This window comes from Limnobaculum parvum, from assembly GCF_003096015.2.
In the GTDB taxonomy this organism is placed as follows: Bacteria; Pseudomonadota; Gammaproteobacteria; order Enterobacterales; family Enterobacteriaceae; genus Limnobaculum; species Limnobaculum parvum.
This window is the reverse complement of the sequence record NZ_CP029185.2, coordinates 219025-237236: the sequence shown is the minus strand read 5'-3', so window position 1 is coordinate 237236 and position 18212 is coordinate 219025. Positions and strand designations below refer to the sequence as shown.

Sequence of the window (18212 nt, the reverse complement as noted above, 5' to 3'; positions counted from 1 at the left end):
GCCAATAAAATCAATATAAAAAACCCACTATTCAGATTCGCTCAAAGAAAACCGATTAACTCATGGTGTTATCGAAATATAATGGCTGGGACATGTGTCATTCCTTTTTTGAATAGTTTACTGGAATGACACAGCATTTCTAACATGCCCTGTTAAGCGGTGCATACACTTCAAAATATCTACCGTTAATGTTAAAAAATAAGAAAACTACCCGATTGTCTCCATCGCCTGTTTCAGAAGCAACTTTGCCTCCCGGGATATTGGTTTTCGGGACTGAATCGCATTAATAATGTGGCGAACGCTCTCATGAGCCTGCAAATTTAATGCAATTTTCAGGAGCGCTTCTTGTTGAGGATGGATAGACGGAAAATTCCTTCCTACACCAATGCAATGCTGTATTGCCTCATCAAATAAAGCTTCAAACACTTCTTTGCCTTTGGTTTCGGCATTATAAAGAAGATAAGAGTATGCCCATTCCACCATATGTACGTCATTGGGTAAAATACTGGGCCAATCATACTTTATTGCTTCATGTAACATCGGTTCCGCAACACTGTATTTGCCCGCCAGATTAAAATTAAATGCGGCCCGAATATAATGATTCATAGCCTCACCGTAGTGGGAATCTTTGCTCAAACTTTCTTGTTGTGTACGTCTGGCCGCTTCACAGAATAAAATGGCAGCGTCTTCATATTCCTGCTTTTTCCAAAGGCGATAGGCTTTATCAGCAATATCCGATGTACTTATTTCAGATTTTTTGAATAGCTTGGAAGCCTTAGTAAAGTCGTAATCAGGTAAGTTCATGGCTTAGTCTTCCTTACAATTTATCTGGTGTTATCAACGGTATTATACTGATAGTTTTGATTTTCATATTAATAGCGAAATAGATCTCACACAAATATATTACCATAGACTGCAAAAAAGCATTATTCTGAAAATAGATCTTAGATAAGATATATCCCTTCATCTAAAATAGAGAATAATCAAAATGGAATTGAATAAATTTATTAATGATATAAAAACAACACTTCCTATTGCTACTGTTATGAATAATCCCGGAGGAGGAATATCCACGATAATTAATTATAGCGATACAAAAATAACTTATCTTCGTGGGAAATCTAAAATGTCGATTTCATTTAATGATTTATATGAAACATATATATATTTCAAAGGGATGAATGTTTCCTCTTCAGACTTAAGAAGATTTAAACCATCTGTATTCAATTCTAAGGCATGCCCCGCAGGACATTCTTGTAATTGTACGTTTCTCTTTCTAATTTTCGAAAAGATGAATATGTCTACCAACATCGGAGGGAAAGGGGTTCGTGGTAACCCATTCTCAGTTACAATATATAAAAATACTGAAGAATGATTTCTATATTTACTGATAATGAGAAACTAATTTTATCTCTAAATAGGCTCATCTTTTGAAATACATCAAAAGCCCGCACCAACACGGGCTTAACTCTATTATCTATTCAACCATGCCATACAGCACGAACAGCTTTTCCCGCAAAATAAACGCTAACCCCTCTTTAACTTCGGGGCTATCAACGGTAAGAATGGAATGAATAAGAGAAACGCATTGAAAGGCGAGTTCATTGAGATCTAATGGATTGTTATCAATAAAATTAACCATGGCAAATACTCCGGAAAATATAAGTACCCACCACCGATGAAATGCCAAATTCATTGGTGATAGCTCAGACAAGGTTGGCATACTGACTTCCCGGAGATCAGCGCATCCGAAGATGCCCCTGCCTGAGCCACCATTGATATGATAACGAGCTAAATGCTACGTTTTAGGTAAGCCGAGGCCTTGATAATAACCAGAACTCTCTGTTTTATCACCGGGAATATACAAGATGCCAATCCAGACACCCGATTTTGCGGATGCATACCAACAATATCGCAAACCAAGCCCCCATTCTTCGCAAATTCTAAACCCGATACAAACTCTGCGAAGTATGCCGAACTTTTTTGAAAAAGCGATGAGTTGCTTCCTATTATTTTGTTTGTTCTCACATCCAAAAAAACAAAAAGCCCGCATTTCAGCAGACTTTTTCGCTATCCATATATTCACTGATGAATCAGATATTCACATGGCCTTCAGGGCCGTTTTCGCCCGGTAAACAGGCTAATAATAAACAGGATAATCCCGACAACAAACACGATTTTCGCGGCTGAGGCGGCAGTACCCGCCAAGGAGCCGAAACCTAATGCGGCGGCAATCAGGGCGATCACTAAAAAAATAATTCCCCAACGAAACATAACCCACTCCTTACTCATTAATTGAAATGAAATCAGATAAATATTAATCAGGGGAGGTATTGTTACTCTCTCGTGTCATCAACCAAGAGCAATTCAATCAGGGTTTAATCATCAGATCGTTTTTAACGCTGGTAACACCCTCTACTTTAGCGACCACATGAATCACTTGTTCAGCCTGTGCTTTGCTGGCTACATTTCCGGTCAGATAGACCATACTATTAATCGTTTCTACCGAGATATCGGTACTGTTAATGTTTTTGGCATCCAGTAATGCAGTTTTAACTTTTGCAGTAATAGCGCTGTCGCCCATATAGAGATCGGCTTTCTTAGCTGAATGCTCAATTTTTTCACCTGCATCACTGACCGCAGATTTCGCTTTATCAACAACGCTTTCTTCTGCAAATGCGCTACCGCTTAATAAAACCGTACCTAAAAATGTAGCCATCATGACTTTCACTAATTGTGTATTCTTCATTACGCTTTCCTTCTTGCTTGTTGAGAAAATACTTAACCCTATAGCCAACACTACATTCATAAGTATAGACCATTAGCGTAAAATATGATTAATTAATAAAAAACCAGATTAAATAGCTGACAATTAGGAGGTTAATTATATAAAAATGGCCCTCGTCAGGGGAAAGGCCAGATATTTAAATGTACCATAATGCTGATTATATCTATTGATAGTGACATAATCAGTAAGCATTCAGTAAATATCGAGAAATGCATTGCTACGTTCAAATATCAACATCACATTACGTGATGCCGATAGATTAAAAAGAGCAATCAGTACCAAGGGGAATTTTTACCTTACTTATTAGTTTTCTTCGATGTTTTTGGCTTATTAGCTACGGGAGAATCAATAATTTTTACCGGTATAAAATACTCTTTACCTAATATTTTCCCTTCACCGAGCCACACCACACCTTTAGATTTGAATTTAATGCTTTGAGGCGTTATCTCAAGTTCGCGGCCTTGATTGTCAGAAATTGATGTCACCGATGACGTAACGGTAACAGGCGTATATGTCGCTTTATCACTAGCATACAATTTTTGGATCAGTTTCAAATACTCAGGCGCATAGTGATATACCGAACTTGCAACGCTTTGTTGATAATCAGAAAAACTCAATTCATTATTATTCGGTAAGTTAGTGGCGATCACCGCATATAGGTTGGCGGTTGCCTGAGCAAGGGACATCCTCACCTTCATTTCTCTGGCAAAACGCGGCTGGTTTAGTGTTAATTCATCCTTCCCAGACTCGGTTTTGCTCTTATCAAATAACGCGGCGTTATCGCTCGAATTAAATAAAGACGTGGCAATATAGGCCGCACAGGTAGAAGCCTGATCCGCTTTATCACCATTAATCAGCAGTGACGACATACTTCCTTTTGCCGGAATACTTTGCACGTCAATGTGATTATGTTGAAGAACGGCATTTACTTCCTGTTGGTTTTTATCGCCACGAGCCAAATCACAAACTAACTGCAATACAAAGTCATTACGCTTGCCACTGCTTGGCGTACTCATACCAACCAATGTGTCACTGATTAAATTATAAGCTGGGACATCAATATGTTTAACGCGCAACTCACCCACAGAACAAAGCGCCTGATGACTGACCAGAAATAAAAGACCGCCAACAGCGGTCTTTTGTAGATTAAATTTTATTTTAATCATCACTCTCACTTAGACTGGAGATTCACAACATCAACCGACATCCGGCGATTCGGAGCCAAACACGCGATCACCGCGGCAGATTGGTTACCCGGACAAGAAACTCGTGGTTCTCTGTCACCTTTACCCTGAATGTCAATAATTGAAGCCGGGATACCATTTTTAACCATTTGATGTCTCACGGACTCAGCGCGAGCCAGTGAAAGACGCTGGTTATAAGCCTTGCCGCCAAAGCGATCGGTATGCCCTGTAACGATTATACGTCTATTTTCTAAACCTACATTTTTTAGTTCCGCAGAAAACGTTTTAATTTTCTCGATACCCGCCGCTGACATCGCGGATTGATCAAAAGCAAACAGACCTTCCGCGCTCAAGTCGTGATGAACTACAACTGGTTTGGCCGATAGTTGGTCAAGACAGTTTTCCGGCAGGAAGTAGAAGCTTTGTGCCTTCATGTCTGCATCAAATAAAACCTTATACTGACAGGTCAGAACGGTTTTATCTTCTTTAGTAAAATGGAAAATATAATCCCACTCTTTTACTTTCAAAACGCCTTCGTCAAAGTGTGGCACACCAATTAATTCATATAGTTGTGCCTTTGTCATACCCGGTTTAACTTGTTTAAGGTTATCCAGATTAACAAAACTCCCCTCTTCACGAACAGCCTTAGAGACGTCAGGAAATACAGCCGCAGTGGTTTTTCCTTGTGAATCCACATCGCTAATTGAACGAGTACAGGCAGAGAGCAATAAAAAGCTGCCTAACACCATTGCCAGACGTACCGGTTTGGAATGAACAATCATCATCTTTCTCACTATAAAAATCGGTTATTGAGTCCCCGGCGAATGCCGGGGACAAATTTCAATACAAATCAGGTTGAATGAATGGATTACCACTGATATCCAATACCTACCGTGCCGCCTAAATCACCCTGTGTGTTTGTGCTGCCGGAAAGTTTAGTAACCCATTTACCGTTATCGGAAATCATAGAAACACCCAAAGCAACAGCCGACTGGTCCTGATAAGTTGAACCTGCCATGCTAACCATGCTGGCTCCCGGCTGATAGGCTTGTGGTAAACCTGACATCGCCATTGCGCCGGCAATACCTGCGCTCAGCTTGTCACCCTGATCGTCCAACATATTTTTCAGTGAGTTAAATTTGTTATCCGTGTACTGATTCGCCGAACTGATACCACTTTTCAGTTGGTTAACGTTGACGGCATCAGTACCATGAGTACCTGCTGCAAGGTTAGTGATCTGACGCTCTGCTCCTGCTGAACCAACAGAAACCGTATTGTCGCGATCGGCAATGGAATCAGCACCCAACGCTACAGCATTATTACCTGTTGCTTTAGCACGTGTTCCCATCGCTAGGCTGTTATCACCACTGGCTACGGCACCCGCGCCACCGGCAGCCGCATCCTTACCGGTAACGGATGGTTTTGGCAGCTTGCTGGTATTATTCACTTGGAACATACCATCAGTACCGTTGGACACATTCGTTATCTGCTCAGCCACTGCCTTCAGTTGCGAGTAGTTAACTGCATCGCCATCCTCACTTCCTGCCGCCAAGTTAGTGATGGTCGTTGGGCCACCACCGAGTACCACTTTATTATAGTTGGTCGTCCCGTCGCCGTTTTTCTCATATTTCACAGCCGCATCGCCCAGGTCATTAATACCCGATTGGATATTATTGATGGCCACTACCGTTGCATACAGTTGAGAACCGTTCACCGCGTCGGTACTGGTTGATGACAATTCTCCAGCCGCGACATTGGTAATAGTACGTTCATCGCCGACATCACCAACACTGACCGTACCTACCGGGGTAGTACCTGCAAAGTTATACTCATTGCCCTGAATAACAACACTGCTGGTTCCCGTTGCGGTTTTGGTTTTCGCTCCGTCACCTAATGCTACGCTACGCTCGGTATCCGCTTCCGCCCCTTTACCAATGGCAATAGAACTTAACGCACTGGCTGAAGAGTCCTGACCAATAGCAACACTGGATGCGCCAGATGAAGTCGCGTTATAGCCTACAGCCGTACTGGCCTGTCCTTTGGCATACGCATCGGACTCCGGTAAACCGGTGGCATTAGTACGAACATAACGAATACCGCTACCATTATTCGTGGTGTAGGTAACCGAAGTGTCACCCGCAATATTGTATAGCTGGCTACCGTTAATGGCTTCAGTACTGGTGGCCGAAACCTCCCCTGCTGCCAGATTGCTTATCGTAGTGCCGCCATTGCCAGCAAGCGTTGCTTTGCTGTAATCCACTTCGTCAGGCTGAACGATTCCGTCACCGTTTTTATCAGTCCAATCATATTTAAGCGCACGCTCATCGGTGCCGCTCGCCATATTAGAAACCGCTTTCAACTGGGCTACGTTCACCGCATCATCGTCCATTGCACCGGCTGAAACCCCGGTAATACGACGCCCACCTATGTTCACTTCACTGGTGGCAGTACCACCAACCAGATAAGCTGCATTGTTAAGAGTAGAACCGTTGGCAACAGAACCTGCGCCCAGGGCAATGCTGTTATCATGGCTTGCTACGGCCCCCATACCAATCGCTACCGCATCCTTACCGGTTGCAGAAGAGTCAGTACCCGTGGAGTTCGCATGGAAGTACTTGGTACCGTTCTCATAGATATTGTTCAACTGTGAGAAGTTCACCGCATCGCTTGGCGCTGTACCATCCGCTACGTTAGTGATTTTGGTGCCGCCGGTGTGGGTGCTGTTATCGTAAGCATCACCACCCAACGAGATATTGTTGTAGTTAACCGTACCGTCACTGTTCACATCGTATTGCACTGCACGATCATCAAGATCGGACACGTCGGTAGCAATGGTGTTTAATGCGGTATTGGTGGCAAACAGTTGTGAACCGTTCACGCCATCGGTACTGTCGGCACTCAGGCGGCCGGCTGCCATATTGGTCAGCGTACGCTCTTCACCCACTTTACCAATGCTCACGGTGCCTACTGGTGCTATGCCAGCAAAATCATAGTCTTTGTCCAGCAGCTTAACGCCGGTGGTGGCAACCACGGCATCCGTCTTCGCACCGTCACCCAACGCTACGCTGCGTGCTTCATTAGCAACGGCACCCATACCAATCGCGACTGCATCCGTGCCGGTTGCAGAAGAGTCAGTACCGGTAGAGTTCGCATGGAAGTACTTGGTACCGTTCTCATAGATATTGTTCAACTGTGAGAAGTTCACCGCATCGCTTGGCGCTGTACCATCGGCTACGTTAGTGATTTTGGTGCCGCCGGTGTGGGTGCTGTTATCGTAAGCATCACCACCCAGAGTAATATTGTTGTAGTTAACCGTACCATCACTGTTTACATCGTATTGCACTGCACGATCATCAAGGTCAGACAAGTCTGTAGAAAGAGAACTTAATGCCGTATTGGTAGCAAACAGTTGTGAACCGTTCACGCCATCGGTACTGTCGGCACTCAGGCGGCCTGCTGCCATATTGGTCAGCGTACGCTCTTCGCCCGCTTTACCAATGCTCACAGTGCCTACTGGTGCTATGCCAGCAAAATCATAGTCTTTGTCCAGCAGCTTAACGCCGGTGGTGGCAACCACGGCATCCGTCTTCGCACCGTCACCCAACGCCACGCTGCGTGCTTCATTAGCAACGGCACCCATACCAATCGCGACTGCATCCGTACCGGTTGCAGAAGAGTCAGTACCGGTAGAGTTCGCATGGAAGTACTTGGTACCGTTCTCATAGATATTGTTCAACTGTGAGAAGTTCACCGCATCGCTTGGCGCTGTACCATCGGCTACGTTAGTGATTTTGGTGCCGCCGGTGTGGGTGCTGTTATCGTAAGCATCACCACCCAGAGTAATATTGTTGTAGTTAACCGTACCGTCACTGTTCACATCGTATTGCACTGCACGATCATCAAGATCGGACACGTCCGTAGCAATGGTGTTTAATGCGGTATTGGTGGCAAACAGTTGTGAACCGTTCACGCCATCGGTACTGTCGGCACTCAGGCGGCCTGCTGCCATATTGGTCAGCGTACGCTCTTCGCCCACTTTACCAATACTCACGGTGCCTACTGGTGCTATGCCAGCAAAATCATAGTCTTTGTCCAGCAGCTTAACGCCGGTGGTGGCAACCACAGCATCCGTCTTCGCACCGTCACCCAACGCTACGCTGCGCGCTTCATTAGCAACGGCACCCATACCAATCGCGACTGCATCCGTGCCGGTTGCAGAAGAGTCAGTACCGGTAGAGTTCGCATGGAAGTACTTGGTGCCGTTCTCATAGATATTGTTCAACTGTGAGAAGTTCACCGCATCGCTTGGCGCTGTACCATCCGCTACGTTAGTGATTTTGGTGCCGCCGGTGTGGGTGCTGTTATCGTAAGCATCACCACCCAGAGTAATATTGTTGTAGTTAACCGTACCGTCACTGTTCACATCGTATTGCACTGCACGATCATCAAGGTCAGACAAGTCTGTAGAAAGAGAACTTAATGCCGTATTGGTAGCAAACAGTTGTGAACCGTTCACGCCATCGGTACTGTCAGCACTCAGGCGACCGGCGGCCATATTGGTCAGCGTACGCTCTTCGCCCGCTTTACCAATGCTCACCGTGCCTACCGGTGCTATGCCAGCAAAATCATAGTCTTTGTCCAGCAGCTTAACGCCGGTGGTGGCAACCACGGCATCCGTCTTCGCACCGTCACCCAACGCCACGCTGCGCGCTTCATTAGCAACAGCACCCATACCAATCGCGACTGCATCCGTGCCGGTTGCAGAAGAGTCAGTACCGGTAGAGTTCGCATGGAAGTACTTGGTGCCGTTCTCATAGATATTGTTCAACTGTGAGAAGTTCACCGCATCGCTTGGCGCTGTACCATCGGCTACGTTAGTGATCTTAGTACCGCCGGTGTGGGTGCTGTTATCGTAAGCATCACCACCCAGAGTAATATTGTTGTAGTTAACCGTACCGTCACTGTTCACATCGTATTGCACTGCACGATCATCAAGGTCAGACAAGTCTGTAGAAAGAGAATTTAATGCCGTATTGGTAGCAAACAGTTGTGAACCGTTCACGCCATCGGTACTGTCAGCACTCAGGCGGCCGGCGGCCATATTGGTCAGCGTACGCTCTTCGCCCGCTTTACCAATGCTCACAGTGCCTACTGGTGCTATGCCAGCAAAATCATAGTCTTTGTCCAGCAGCTTAACGCCGGTGGTGGCAACCACGGCATCCGTCTTCGCACCGTCACCCAACGCTACGCTGCGTGCTTCATTAGCAACAGCACCCATACCAATCGCTACTGCATCCGTACCGGTTGCAGAAGAGTCAGTACCGGTAGAGTTCGCATGGAAGTACTTGGTACCGTTCTCATAGATATTGTTCAACTGTGAGAAGTTCACCGCATCGCTTGGCGCTGTACCATCGGCTACGTTAGTGATTTTGGTGCCGCCGGTGTGGGTGCTGTTATCGTAAGCATTGCCACCTAACGAGATGCTATTATAATTCACCACTCCGCTCGCATCGGCATCGTATTTTACCGAACGATCGCTCAAGCGATTAATCGCTGAATTAGTACCAAACAGCTGTGAACCATTGATTGCATCAGTACTGGTCGCACTCACGCGTCCTGCTGCCAGATGAGTGATTGTGCGCTCAGCACCCGTTGCACCTACGCTGACTGCGGCGGTTGGTGCACTACCTGCGAAAATATAGGTTGCACCATCAATGGTGGCACTGGCTGTGCCAATTGGCGCTTCCACGGTAGAATTATTACCTAAAACCACTGAACCGTTCAGGCCAGCATTAACTTTAACATTGCTACCCAATACAAAGACATCATCAGAATTGACGGTATTATTATTACCTACCGAGTAACTTCCTGTACCGTTAATGGTACTTGGGTCACCGATAGCGGCTGAGTTATTCCCGTTAACAATGTTTCCGGTACCGATGCTGATAGAATTGGTTCCATTGGCCTGTGCTGCACTACCCATAGCCAAACCATTCGTGCCTGATGCTTGTGTACCATTACCTACCGCTAGAGCGCCACTCGCCAATACCTTGGCATTATAACCTATGGCAGTACTAAAATTGAGCGAGTCACCCACGGTTGCATTGGTACCAATTGCTATACCGCTATTTCCTGAAGCGCCGCTCAGAGCGCCAGCACCAATCGCCATACCTTTATAACTATTGGCGGTTGCGCCTAGGCCCATAGCGACCGTTGTTGAACCCGTTGCATTAGCATTATTACCCACGGCAATGCCGCTTACGCTTAATGCTTTAGCGCCATTACCGAAAACGGTACTTGAGACTCCGCTTGCATCTGAATTTGCACCAATAGAAATAGAACCCGTACCTGAATGAGCATAACTGTTGGTACCGATAGCAATAGAATCCGTTGATGTCGCGCGGCTAGTATTACCAATGGCAATTGCATTATTGGCTAATCCCCCGGTCATTCGGCCACCAGCAACAGAGTTTGTACCGATCGCGATGGTATCACTAGCTGTAGATTGGCTTTTGGAACCAATCGCCATTGATCTTAGAGCGGTATAAGTCTGATTACTTGCGTCCGTGTAGGTATAACCTGCCGACGCATTCGGACCAATAGCAATCGTTTCCTCGCCAGACGCAACAGATTTGTAACCCGCGGCCAAAGCATTCAATGCAGTTGCCTTAGTACCAGACCCAACGGCAGTCGCGCCTTGCGCTGTTGCCTGTGCGGTGTTACCAATAGCGGTAGACTGACCCGCTGCATCTGTCGTCGTTTGCGCCCCACTACCGATTGCTGTATTGGTAGTAATCGCATTATCATTTGCCGCAGTGCCGCCATTGCGCACCATACTCGTATCAACAGTCCATGCTTCTGCCGGAGCGGATAACATCGCCGCAGCTAAAACGCCAATTGCCGCGCCACTACGGCAAACGGCGGAAGTTAAAGCGCGAGTTTTTCCCTTTCCTTGAGCAGAGGATAATTCACCAACGACAACCCAGGCGCGCTGAGCTGAACTCCATATTAAACGATAAACCTTGTTCATAAATATCCTTTCCCAGCTCCATGCCGGGGTAAAAAGTTAGTGTTTCACTGCCTTAAGAGAAGTGAGGGTCTTAATAATTAACGGGGTTTCTAAAGAGGTATTGTTAAGCTCATTTTGTTTATGTTCGTACCATTGCAACGCAGCTTTACCATCATGTTCAACATACTGCAGATACCCTCCAATAAAGAAGGTAGCGACAGTTTTAGCATCGCGGCATTGAAGTTCATCAGTACAGGGTATGGCAGATATCGCGGAGATGGTGGCATTCATGTCGCCATCACCGGAATACAGGCGGACAAGTGCTTGCTGACTTGGGGAACTCATTTTCATGCCAGAGGCCATGCTATTGAGTTTCGCCTTAAGAGGCGCTGTCTCACCGGTATACATACGAGCAGTAAGCCAGAGCTGCCATAAATGAGCATACTCACTTACGCGTGCATCACGACTTAGCGCTAATCTGTCAAATTCGTTTAAGGAAGCCTTGAATTGCTCAATCGCTGCCAAATTAATAGCCGACGGTACCGCAATTTGTTCATCCAAATCGGTACCTTTCAGAGCGTCATATATTTTGCGAGCTTCAATATGGCGTCCGGCTAAATCACTCACGATAGCCTGCTGAAACATCAACTCGCGATCGGCCGGGCTTTTTTGTGCAAGGGATTGTTGTGTCGCATTGGGTTGTTCAGTAGCAGCACAAGCTGTACCCGTTGCTATGATTAACAATCCTGTTATCAGTGTTTTCAACGAAATACGCAAAAATGCTGATGGATTAACCCATAAAATTATCTTCTTCATATCACAGATACTCAGCTTAAATAGAACCAAAGTCATTACTGAAGGCAATTAACTTATCCTGTTGGTTATAAATAAATTTCATCACAAAATTTTACAAAAAAAAGCAATAAAAATATAATTACTTACAATTTAAAATAACTTAAATCCATATTCAGGTAATATATTCACCATTAAAAGATCATTTATTATTGCGTAGATAAATTTATTATTAATTTAGAATAAATCTCAATTTTAAATAATGTAAATATATGTGTAAATTATTCATAATATTTCACTGGATCTATAATAGAGAGGAATGATTTCTTTAAAACCTATCGTGTATCCACTTCCTTTTATAGTTTTAATGAACTCATCAGGTAGTCCTAACGTTTGCAACTTCTTGTTAAGCCCTGTTAAAACCTGCCATAACCGCTGGGGCGATGGGCTCAATTTGTTGTCTTCCCAGATTTTCTTCAGCAGTTCTTCTTTCGTTACTCGGTTATCGCGACCGTGTTTCAACATATAAAGAAATAGCTGTAACATTGTGTCACTAAAAAACAAAGCACCAAAAATTAGGTGTTTTTCTGTTCCGTTTGAAGAAAGTCGATAAAGTTGCCCACTTCCTATTTCGAAATGAACATCTTTACCAATTAAAAAACCATAAAGTTGATAATCCATATCTCCTCTATCCATCCATGCCATCCATATCTGTAGCTTACATTCCTGTAAATATCTATTCTAAAATACACATTCTTTGTGTGTGCCGATTATATAAGGCTTTCGCACTAATTCAATATAATCGCTGACATTTAGATAAAGAGATAATTTAACAAAAAATAATATATATGATTGGCAAAAGCGATGTTTTCGATACAAAAATCCAGCCAATCTCGTTAGTTATCATTTTTCACTGACATTCGTTATGTTGGAAAACTCAAATTAATATACTTTTATATCGAATATAATAAGTACATTATACTGCAAATAAAATTAACTCATTGTTTTATATTAAACAAATAAAAATAAATCATTCGAGAAGGTCATTTCCAACACAAAAAATAAATTAAACAATTGATTTTAAACAAGTTAATTAAATTAAAATGTTTGAAACTTCAATTAGAACAACAACACAATGAATTCGTGTGATAGACCATAGCGTTTTATATTTAGAAAAGGGAGTGATCTTATCTGATTTATATTTATTTATATTCATCCATTTGTTTTTATTGAATTTATTATAAAAAAAGCATCAAAACAACCATAAAAAACATATTGCATTGATTTATAATAAAAATAAATCTAATTAAGATTTATTTTGCGCCTTAACTGCAAAATAATTATATAGGAAATCATCGTCTATACTTACAGAAAGCCACATCATAATTTACTGAAAAATGAACAAAATCTATATTATTAATGAAACTGTTTGCTTTGATCCTGAGAAGCATACGTTGTCGGTTTATGGGCAATCTGGATTGGAAGTGAACCTTCACATACCTGCCAGCCAGTGCCTACATCAATTGCTGTTGCATAACGGACAGACACTTAGCCAGCAATTTCTGTTTGAGCAGGTTTGGGAGAAAAACGGAGTTTATGTCTCTTCTAACACCCTTTACCAAAACATTGCATTAATAAGAAAAGCCATAAAGTCCGTTGGGTTGGCTGAAGATGTCATTAAAACTCTGCCCAAAGCGGGTGTTAAGTGCATCGCTGACGTAAGAGAAATTCAGAATGCTTCAATATTTCCATCACCATCAGTCATTCCTGTTGATAGCAAAACACAAAACACCACATCCGATAACCTAATAGAAAAAGAAACAACCATCGCGGCAGGCAATTTGTCGGGCAAACCAAACCCGTTCAGATGGATTTACCTCCTCGCTGCAATCATTTTCATTTGTTCATCTGGATGGGTATATCTAACCCAATATCACAGTAACAATATATTTGAGGCGTATCACCCCGCAGGAGAGGTAAATGGATGCAATCTGTTTTCTTCATATAACGACGCACAAAAAAGCGCCCTCATATTTGCCGATCTGATGAAGAGAAAACCATTTAGTTGCACCCCAGGAAGCGCTGTCTATATGAATGTTAATCGCGTATATGAGAAATCATCCCTTGTGGTATGCGATAAATTAATTGATAGCAGTAACGTACGCTGTGAATCTTATGTCTATATTGAGGCAAATAATGAACAATAAAAAAGCAGTTATCAAAATTGCTCTGATATTTATTCTTGCCTGTAGTCCTTTATTTTGGGCGGGTTATCTCTCTTGGAAAAATAACCATTTTGCCTGTGAAAGTGAACTTACCGTAGTTAGTAATAAAGGCAGCTATGACACGATCATGCTCTTTACCTTTAGCGGGGGGGAAGGATGGTATTCAAGCGTCGGAGATTTACAGGTAACCGGTCAACCGGTCAAAAAAAACAATCATGAAATGCGTTTTCGGTATGTACTGGACAAGCAAGACATCATGATGATTTCAGAACAGACCGATACAAACCCTAATCGTCTAGATAAATTAAACTATCTGATCCCTGATTTCTTCCGCATTCAAGGACGTGGAATAAGCATTCACCTGTTTCATCAGAATTTATCCAGCTATTATATGTTTATGCAGGATGATATGCCGCTGTTTTATTGTGCACAAACTTAATCTCAGCACATCGCCCTAAACAGCGCTCAGTGAAAAGTAACCATGAAAAATGGGGTGGAAATCACTCTCCACCCCATTTTGCGCTTCACGCTATAGCTGGCTTTTCTGTATTACTTCGGCGTAGTGACACCGACAATTCGGATGCTATATAGGATGGTTGAACCCGGTGGAATCAACGGAGCCAAACCTCGATCGCCATAGGCTAATTCAGGAGGCACCACCAGCGTCATACTGCCATGATCGCGTAACCGAGCCAGTGCAGCTCTGAATACCGGAGGATATTTATTCAGCGGCTGAGTCACATAGCGGCGCTGGACATCCATATCTTCGATAATCGTGCCGTCAACCAAGCTCTCTTTTACTGAAATCATGATATTGGCGTTCTCAGGTATCTTATTATCTCCACCGTATTCAATACGATAATGAAAACCTGTTGGGTCCTTATTTACCTGAGGTTTTGCTGCAAACTCTTTTTGATATTGCTTACCACTTTTTTCCGCCTCTTGCTTTTTATCCCGCATATTACGGCGAATGGTATCGCTGACTTTATTCAGACTCTCAAGCAGTGCACCACGATCTACCTGTAGCTGCTGCTTCACTGTATCGACTAGACCAAGCAGCGCCCAATTAGTGTTAACACTCAACCCTAACTCAGCATTTTCCGCCAATGAATCCTGAACCTTATCCCCCAGTTGCATACCCAGCGCATAGGCAACCAATTCATCTTCACTTTTAGGAATGGTTGGCTTATCGCCCGTTGCTGCTACTGCTGTTTTTACTTTTGATTCATTTTCTAAATCGGTGACCGGCTTATTAGCGAGTTCACCCGATTTATTTGCTGCGGTGCTGATCAATCCCTGCTGAGCAATAACTTGTTTATTAAACATCGCCAACAATTCTTGTCCGGCGATTTGCTGCTTAACCAACGTATCCGCGCGGTTTTTCTGCTGTTCATGCTGCAACTTCTCTTCAGACAACTGAGCTTTTAATGCTTCAATTTCCTTAAGGGACGAGGTTGCTGCCAGTTGCTGCTTAGACTGCGCTTCAGTATTTAACGCTGGCGTAGCCTTCGCTTCCGCCAACTGTTTTTCCAGAGTAGCGACCTTTTGCTGTTGTTCAGCGGCTAATGCTTGCTGTTTGACTAACTCTCCGGCACTGTTTTGTAATTTTTCGCGCTGCGTTTTCTCTTCTGCCAACTGCTTTTCTAAATCAGCGATTTGTTTTAGTTGCCCTGTAAGCGCCACCTGCTGCTGTTTCTGTTCTGCAGTACCGCTGGTTTGTAACTTCTCGTGCTGGGCTTTCTCTTCTGCCAACTGCTTTTCTAAATCAGCGATTTGTTTTAGTTGCCCTGTAAGCACCACCTGCTGCTGTTTCTGTTCTGCAGTACCGCTGGTTTGTAACTTCTCGTGCTGGGCTTTCTCTTCAGTCAGTTGTTTTTCCAGGTCAGTGATTTGCTTCAGTTGCCCTGCGAATGCCATCTGCTGTTTCTTCTGTTCTTCACTGCTATTGCCTTGCAGTATCTCTCGCTGGGCTTTTTCTCCCGCCAGTTGCTTTTCTAATGCAGCAATTTGTGCCACTTGAGCAACAGAAGCGGCCAGCTGTTTCTTCTGCTCTTCAGTACTGCTGTTTTGTAACTTATCTCGCTGAGTTTTAGACTCGGTCAATTGCTTTTCCAGTTCGGCAATTTGCTTCGCCTGAGCCGCTGAAGCCGTTTGCTGCTTTTTCAGCTCTTCGGCGCTGCTGCCCTGCTGTTTGTCATGCTGTGCTTTCGACTCCGCCAGCTGTTTTTCCAGCGCGGCAATTTGCTTCGCCTGAGCCGCTGAAGCCGTTTGTTGCTTTTTCAGCTCTTCGGCGCTGCTGCCCTGCTGTTTGTCATGCTGTGCTTTCGACTCCGCCAGCTGTTTTTCCAGTTCGGCAATTTGCTTCGCCTGAGCCGCTGAAGCCGTTTGTTGCTTTTTCAGCTCTTCGGCGCTGCTGCCCTGCTGTTTGTCATGCTGTGCTTTCGACTCCGCCAACTGTTTTTCCAGCGCGGTAATTTGCTTCGCCTGAGCCGCTGAAGCCGTTTGCTGTTTTTTCAGCTCTTCGGCGCTGCTGCCCTGCTGTTTGTCATGCTGTGCTTTCGACTCCGCCAACTGTTTTTCCAGCGCGGCAATTTGCTTCGCCTGAGCCGCTGAAGCCGTTTGTTGCTTTTTCAGCTCTTCGGCGCTGCTGCCCTGCTGTTTGTCATGCTGTGCTTTCGACTCCGCCAGCTGTTTTTCCAGCGCGGCAATTTGCTTTGCCTGAGCCGCTGAAGCCGTTTGCTGCTTTTTCAGCTCTTCGGCGCTGCTGCCCTGCTGTTTGTCACGCAGCGCTTTCGACTCCGCCAACTGTTTTTCCAGCGTGGCAATTTGATTCACCTGAGTGGCGAAGGCCGTTTGCTGCTTTTTCAGCTCTTCGGCGCTGCTGCCCTGCTGTTTGTCACGCAGCACTTTCGACTCCGCCAACTGTTTTTCCAGCGTGGCAATTTGATTCACCTGAGTGGCGAAGGCCGTTTGCTGCTTTTTCAGCTCTTCGGCGCTGCTGCCCTGCTGTTTGTCATGCTGTGCTTTCGACTCCGCCAGCTGTTTTTCCAGCGCGGCAATTTGCTTCGCCTGAGCCGCTGAAGCCGTTTGCTGCTTTTTCAGCTCTTCGGCGCTGCTGTCCTGCTGTTTGTCACGCTGCGCTTTCGACTCCGCCAACTGTTTTTCCAGCGCGGCAATTTGATTCACCTGAGTGGCGAAGGCCGTTTGCTGCTTTTTCAGTTCTTCAGTATTGCTGCCCTGCTGCTTTTCATACCGGGCTTTCGATTCGGCCAGTTGCTTCTCAAGCGCAGCAATTTGAGTTATCTGTGCGCCCGAAACAGATAGCTGCTTCTTCTGTTCTTCCGTTTTATTGCTCTGTAATTTTTCGTGCTGAGCTTTCAATTCTGCCAGTTGTTTTTCCAATGAGGCTTTCTGCTGCTCATCGCCTGTCAGCTGTTTGGTTAGCGTATCAATCTGGGTTTGTTTTTGTTCCCGCTGTTTTTTTTCTGCATCTGCCGTTTTTTGTAATACTTGCAGGCGAGATTCTGCATCAGATAATTGTGATCTCAGCGTGACTAACTGCTGGTTAAGCTTATTGTCTTGCGGAACAACACTTTCCACATTAGATGCAGATGCGGACTGTTTGGCTTTAGATAATTTTAACGCTGACTCAAGCGTTGAGATTTTCCGTTCAAGTTCAGCAATCTGTTTAACCGATTCCGCCTGCTGCTGCCTCAAACGCGGTAACTCATTTTGGCTTTTGGAGGATGCCTTGGTGGAAACCTCCGGAGATGTAGCTCTCTGCTCCAGATTAGATCTGTTATTCAGAGATTCTGTCTCAGAAGAAGGCTTGGATGCTTGGCTCTGAGAAGGCTCACCCCGAACCCTTACACCAATGATGCCTTCATCCAGTGAAGCCGCATTCGCAGGTAGAGCCAAAGGTAAAATTAGAGCGAAAAAAAATCTGTAACGACGCTTATTATTGCATTTCATCATTCCCTCAACATACCCATATCAGAGACACCAACATATATAATCGTCGTATAATAAGTAAAAAATCGGTTGATTAACAGATGTATACCTTAAAATAAAACTGGAAAACCAACCCAAGTATACTTGATAAAAATTAGCGCGATCTCACCATTTAAGTGAGCGGTAAATAACCGATTTAATTTACAACTCATATACCTTTAATCTCAACAAGTTATAAAAAATTATTCTAATTTCAATTAAAT

General features: G+C 44.4%; 13 protein-coding genes. 3 read left to right on the top strand and 10 right to left on the bottom strand.

The genetic code is table 11. The features are described from left to right. Positions 1 to 207: 207 nt before the first annotated feature. Complete coding sequence (locus HYN51_RS00570; protein WP_108901071.1) at positions 208 to 804, bottom strand: hypothetical protein; 597 nt, start codon at positions 802 to 804, stop codon at positions 208 to 210. A 184-nt stretch (positions 805 to 988) separates the two neighbouring features. Here HYN51_RS00570 and HYN51_RS00565 point away from each other — a divergent pair, with 184 nt between their 5' ends. Beyond that, positions 989 to 1375 carry a hypothetical protein gene (locus tag HYN51_RS00565; protein WP_108901070.1) on the top strand — a complete coding sequence of 129 codons (387 nt, stop codon included), beginning with the start codon at positions 989 to 991 and terminating at the stop codon, positions 1373 to 1375. 102 nt (positions 1376 to 1477) lie between these two features. Here the strand turns inward: HYN51_RS00565 and HYN51_RS00560 are convergent, their stop codons facing one another. From HYN51_RS00560 to HYN51_RS00525, 8 genes are all read right to left on the bottom strand, one after another. Next, positions 1478 to 1642 (bottom strand): hypothetical protein, encoded by a 165-nt coding sequence (locus HYN51_RS00560; RefSeq protein WP_157952944.1) that lies wholly within the window; start codon positions 1640 to 1642, stop codon positions 1478 to 1480. A gap of 470 nt (positions 1643 to 2112) precedes the next feature. Beyond that, positions 2113 to 2274, bottom strand: a complete 162-nt coding sequence (locus tag HYN51_RS00555) for a DUF1328 domain-containing protein (RefSeq protein WP_157952943.1) — start codon at positions 2272 to 2274, stop codon at positions 2113 to 2115. Positions 2275 to 2371: 97 nt separating this feature from the next. Beyond that, entirely contained in the window at positions 2372 to 2749 is a 378-nt protein-coding gene (locus tag HYN51_RS00550) for a BON domain-containing protein (RefSeq protein ID WP_108901067.1), read from the bottom strand. A 335-nt stretch (positions 2750 to 3084) separates the two neighbouring features. Then, positions 3085 to 3954, bottom strand: a complete 870-nt coding sequence (locus HYN51_RS00545; protein WP_157952942.1) for a hypothetical protein — start codon at positions 3952 to 3954, stop codon at positions 3085 to 3087. 5 nt (positions 3955 to 3959) lie between these two features. After that, positions 3960 to 4757, bottom strand: coding sequence for an OmpA family protein (locus HYN51_RS00540; protein WP_230513999.1), 798 nt, complete (start codon positions 4755 to 4757; stop codon positions 3960 to 3962). A gap of 83 nt (positions 4758 to 4840) precedes the next feature. Beyond that, positions 4841 to 11002, bottom strand: coding sequence for a YadA-like family protein (locus HYN51_RS00535; protein ID WP_108901065.1), 6162 nt, complete (start codon positions 11000 to 11002; stop codon positions 4841 to 4843). A gap of 36 nt (positions 11003 to 11038) precedes the next feature. Then, positions 11039 to 11797 carry a hypothetical protein gene (locus HYN51_RS00530; protein WP_157952941.1) on the bottom strand — a complete coding sequence of 253 codons (759 nt, stop codon included), beginning with the start codon at positions 11795 to 11797 and terminating at the stop codon, positions 11039 to 11041. Between the two features lie 261 nt (positions 11798 to 12058). After that, positions 12059 to 12469, bottom strand: coding sequence for a winged helix-turn-helix domain-containing protein (locus HYN51_RS00525; protein WP_230513998.1), 411 nt, complete (start codon positions 12467 to 12469; stop codon positions 12059 to 12061). 701 nt (positions 12470 to 13170) lie between these two features. Between HYN51_RS00525 and HYN51_RS00520 the strand changes: the two genes are divergently transcribed. Together HYN51_RS00520 and HYN51_RS00515 are read left to right on the top strand one after the other, a co-directional pair. Further along, the gene (locus HYN51_RS00520; RefSeq protein WP_108901063.1) at positions 13171 to 13980 is read left to right on the top strand and encodes a winged helix-turn-helix domain-containing protein; all 810 of its coding nucleotides are present in this window, start codon (positions 13171 to 13173) and stop codon (positions 13978 to 13980) included. Beyond that, positions 13970 to 14437, top strand: a complete 468-nt coding sequence (locus HYN51_RS00515; RefSeq protein ID WP_108901062.1) for a hypothetical protein — start codon at positions 13970 to 13972, stop codon at positions 14435 to 14437. The genes HYN51_RS00520 and HYN51_RS00515 overlap by 11 nt, the downstream gene beginning before the upstream one ends. Before the next feature lie 110 nt (positions 14438 to 14547). Here HYN51_RS00515 and HYN51_RS00510 read toward each other — a convergent pair whose 3' ends face one another. Further along, positions 14548 to 17973 carry an FKBP-type peptidyl-prolyl cis-trans isomerase N-terminal domain-containing protein gene (locus tag HYN51_RS00510; protein ID WP_108901061.1) on the bottom strand — a complete coding sequence of 1142 codons (3426 nt, stop codon included), beginning with the start codon at positions 17971 to 17973 and terminating at the stop codon, positions 14548 to 14550. Positions 17974 to 18212: the final 239 nt, after the last annotated feature.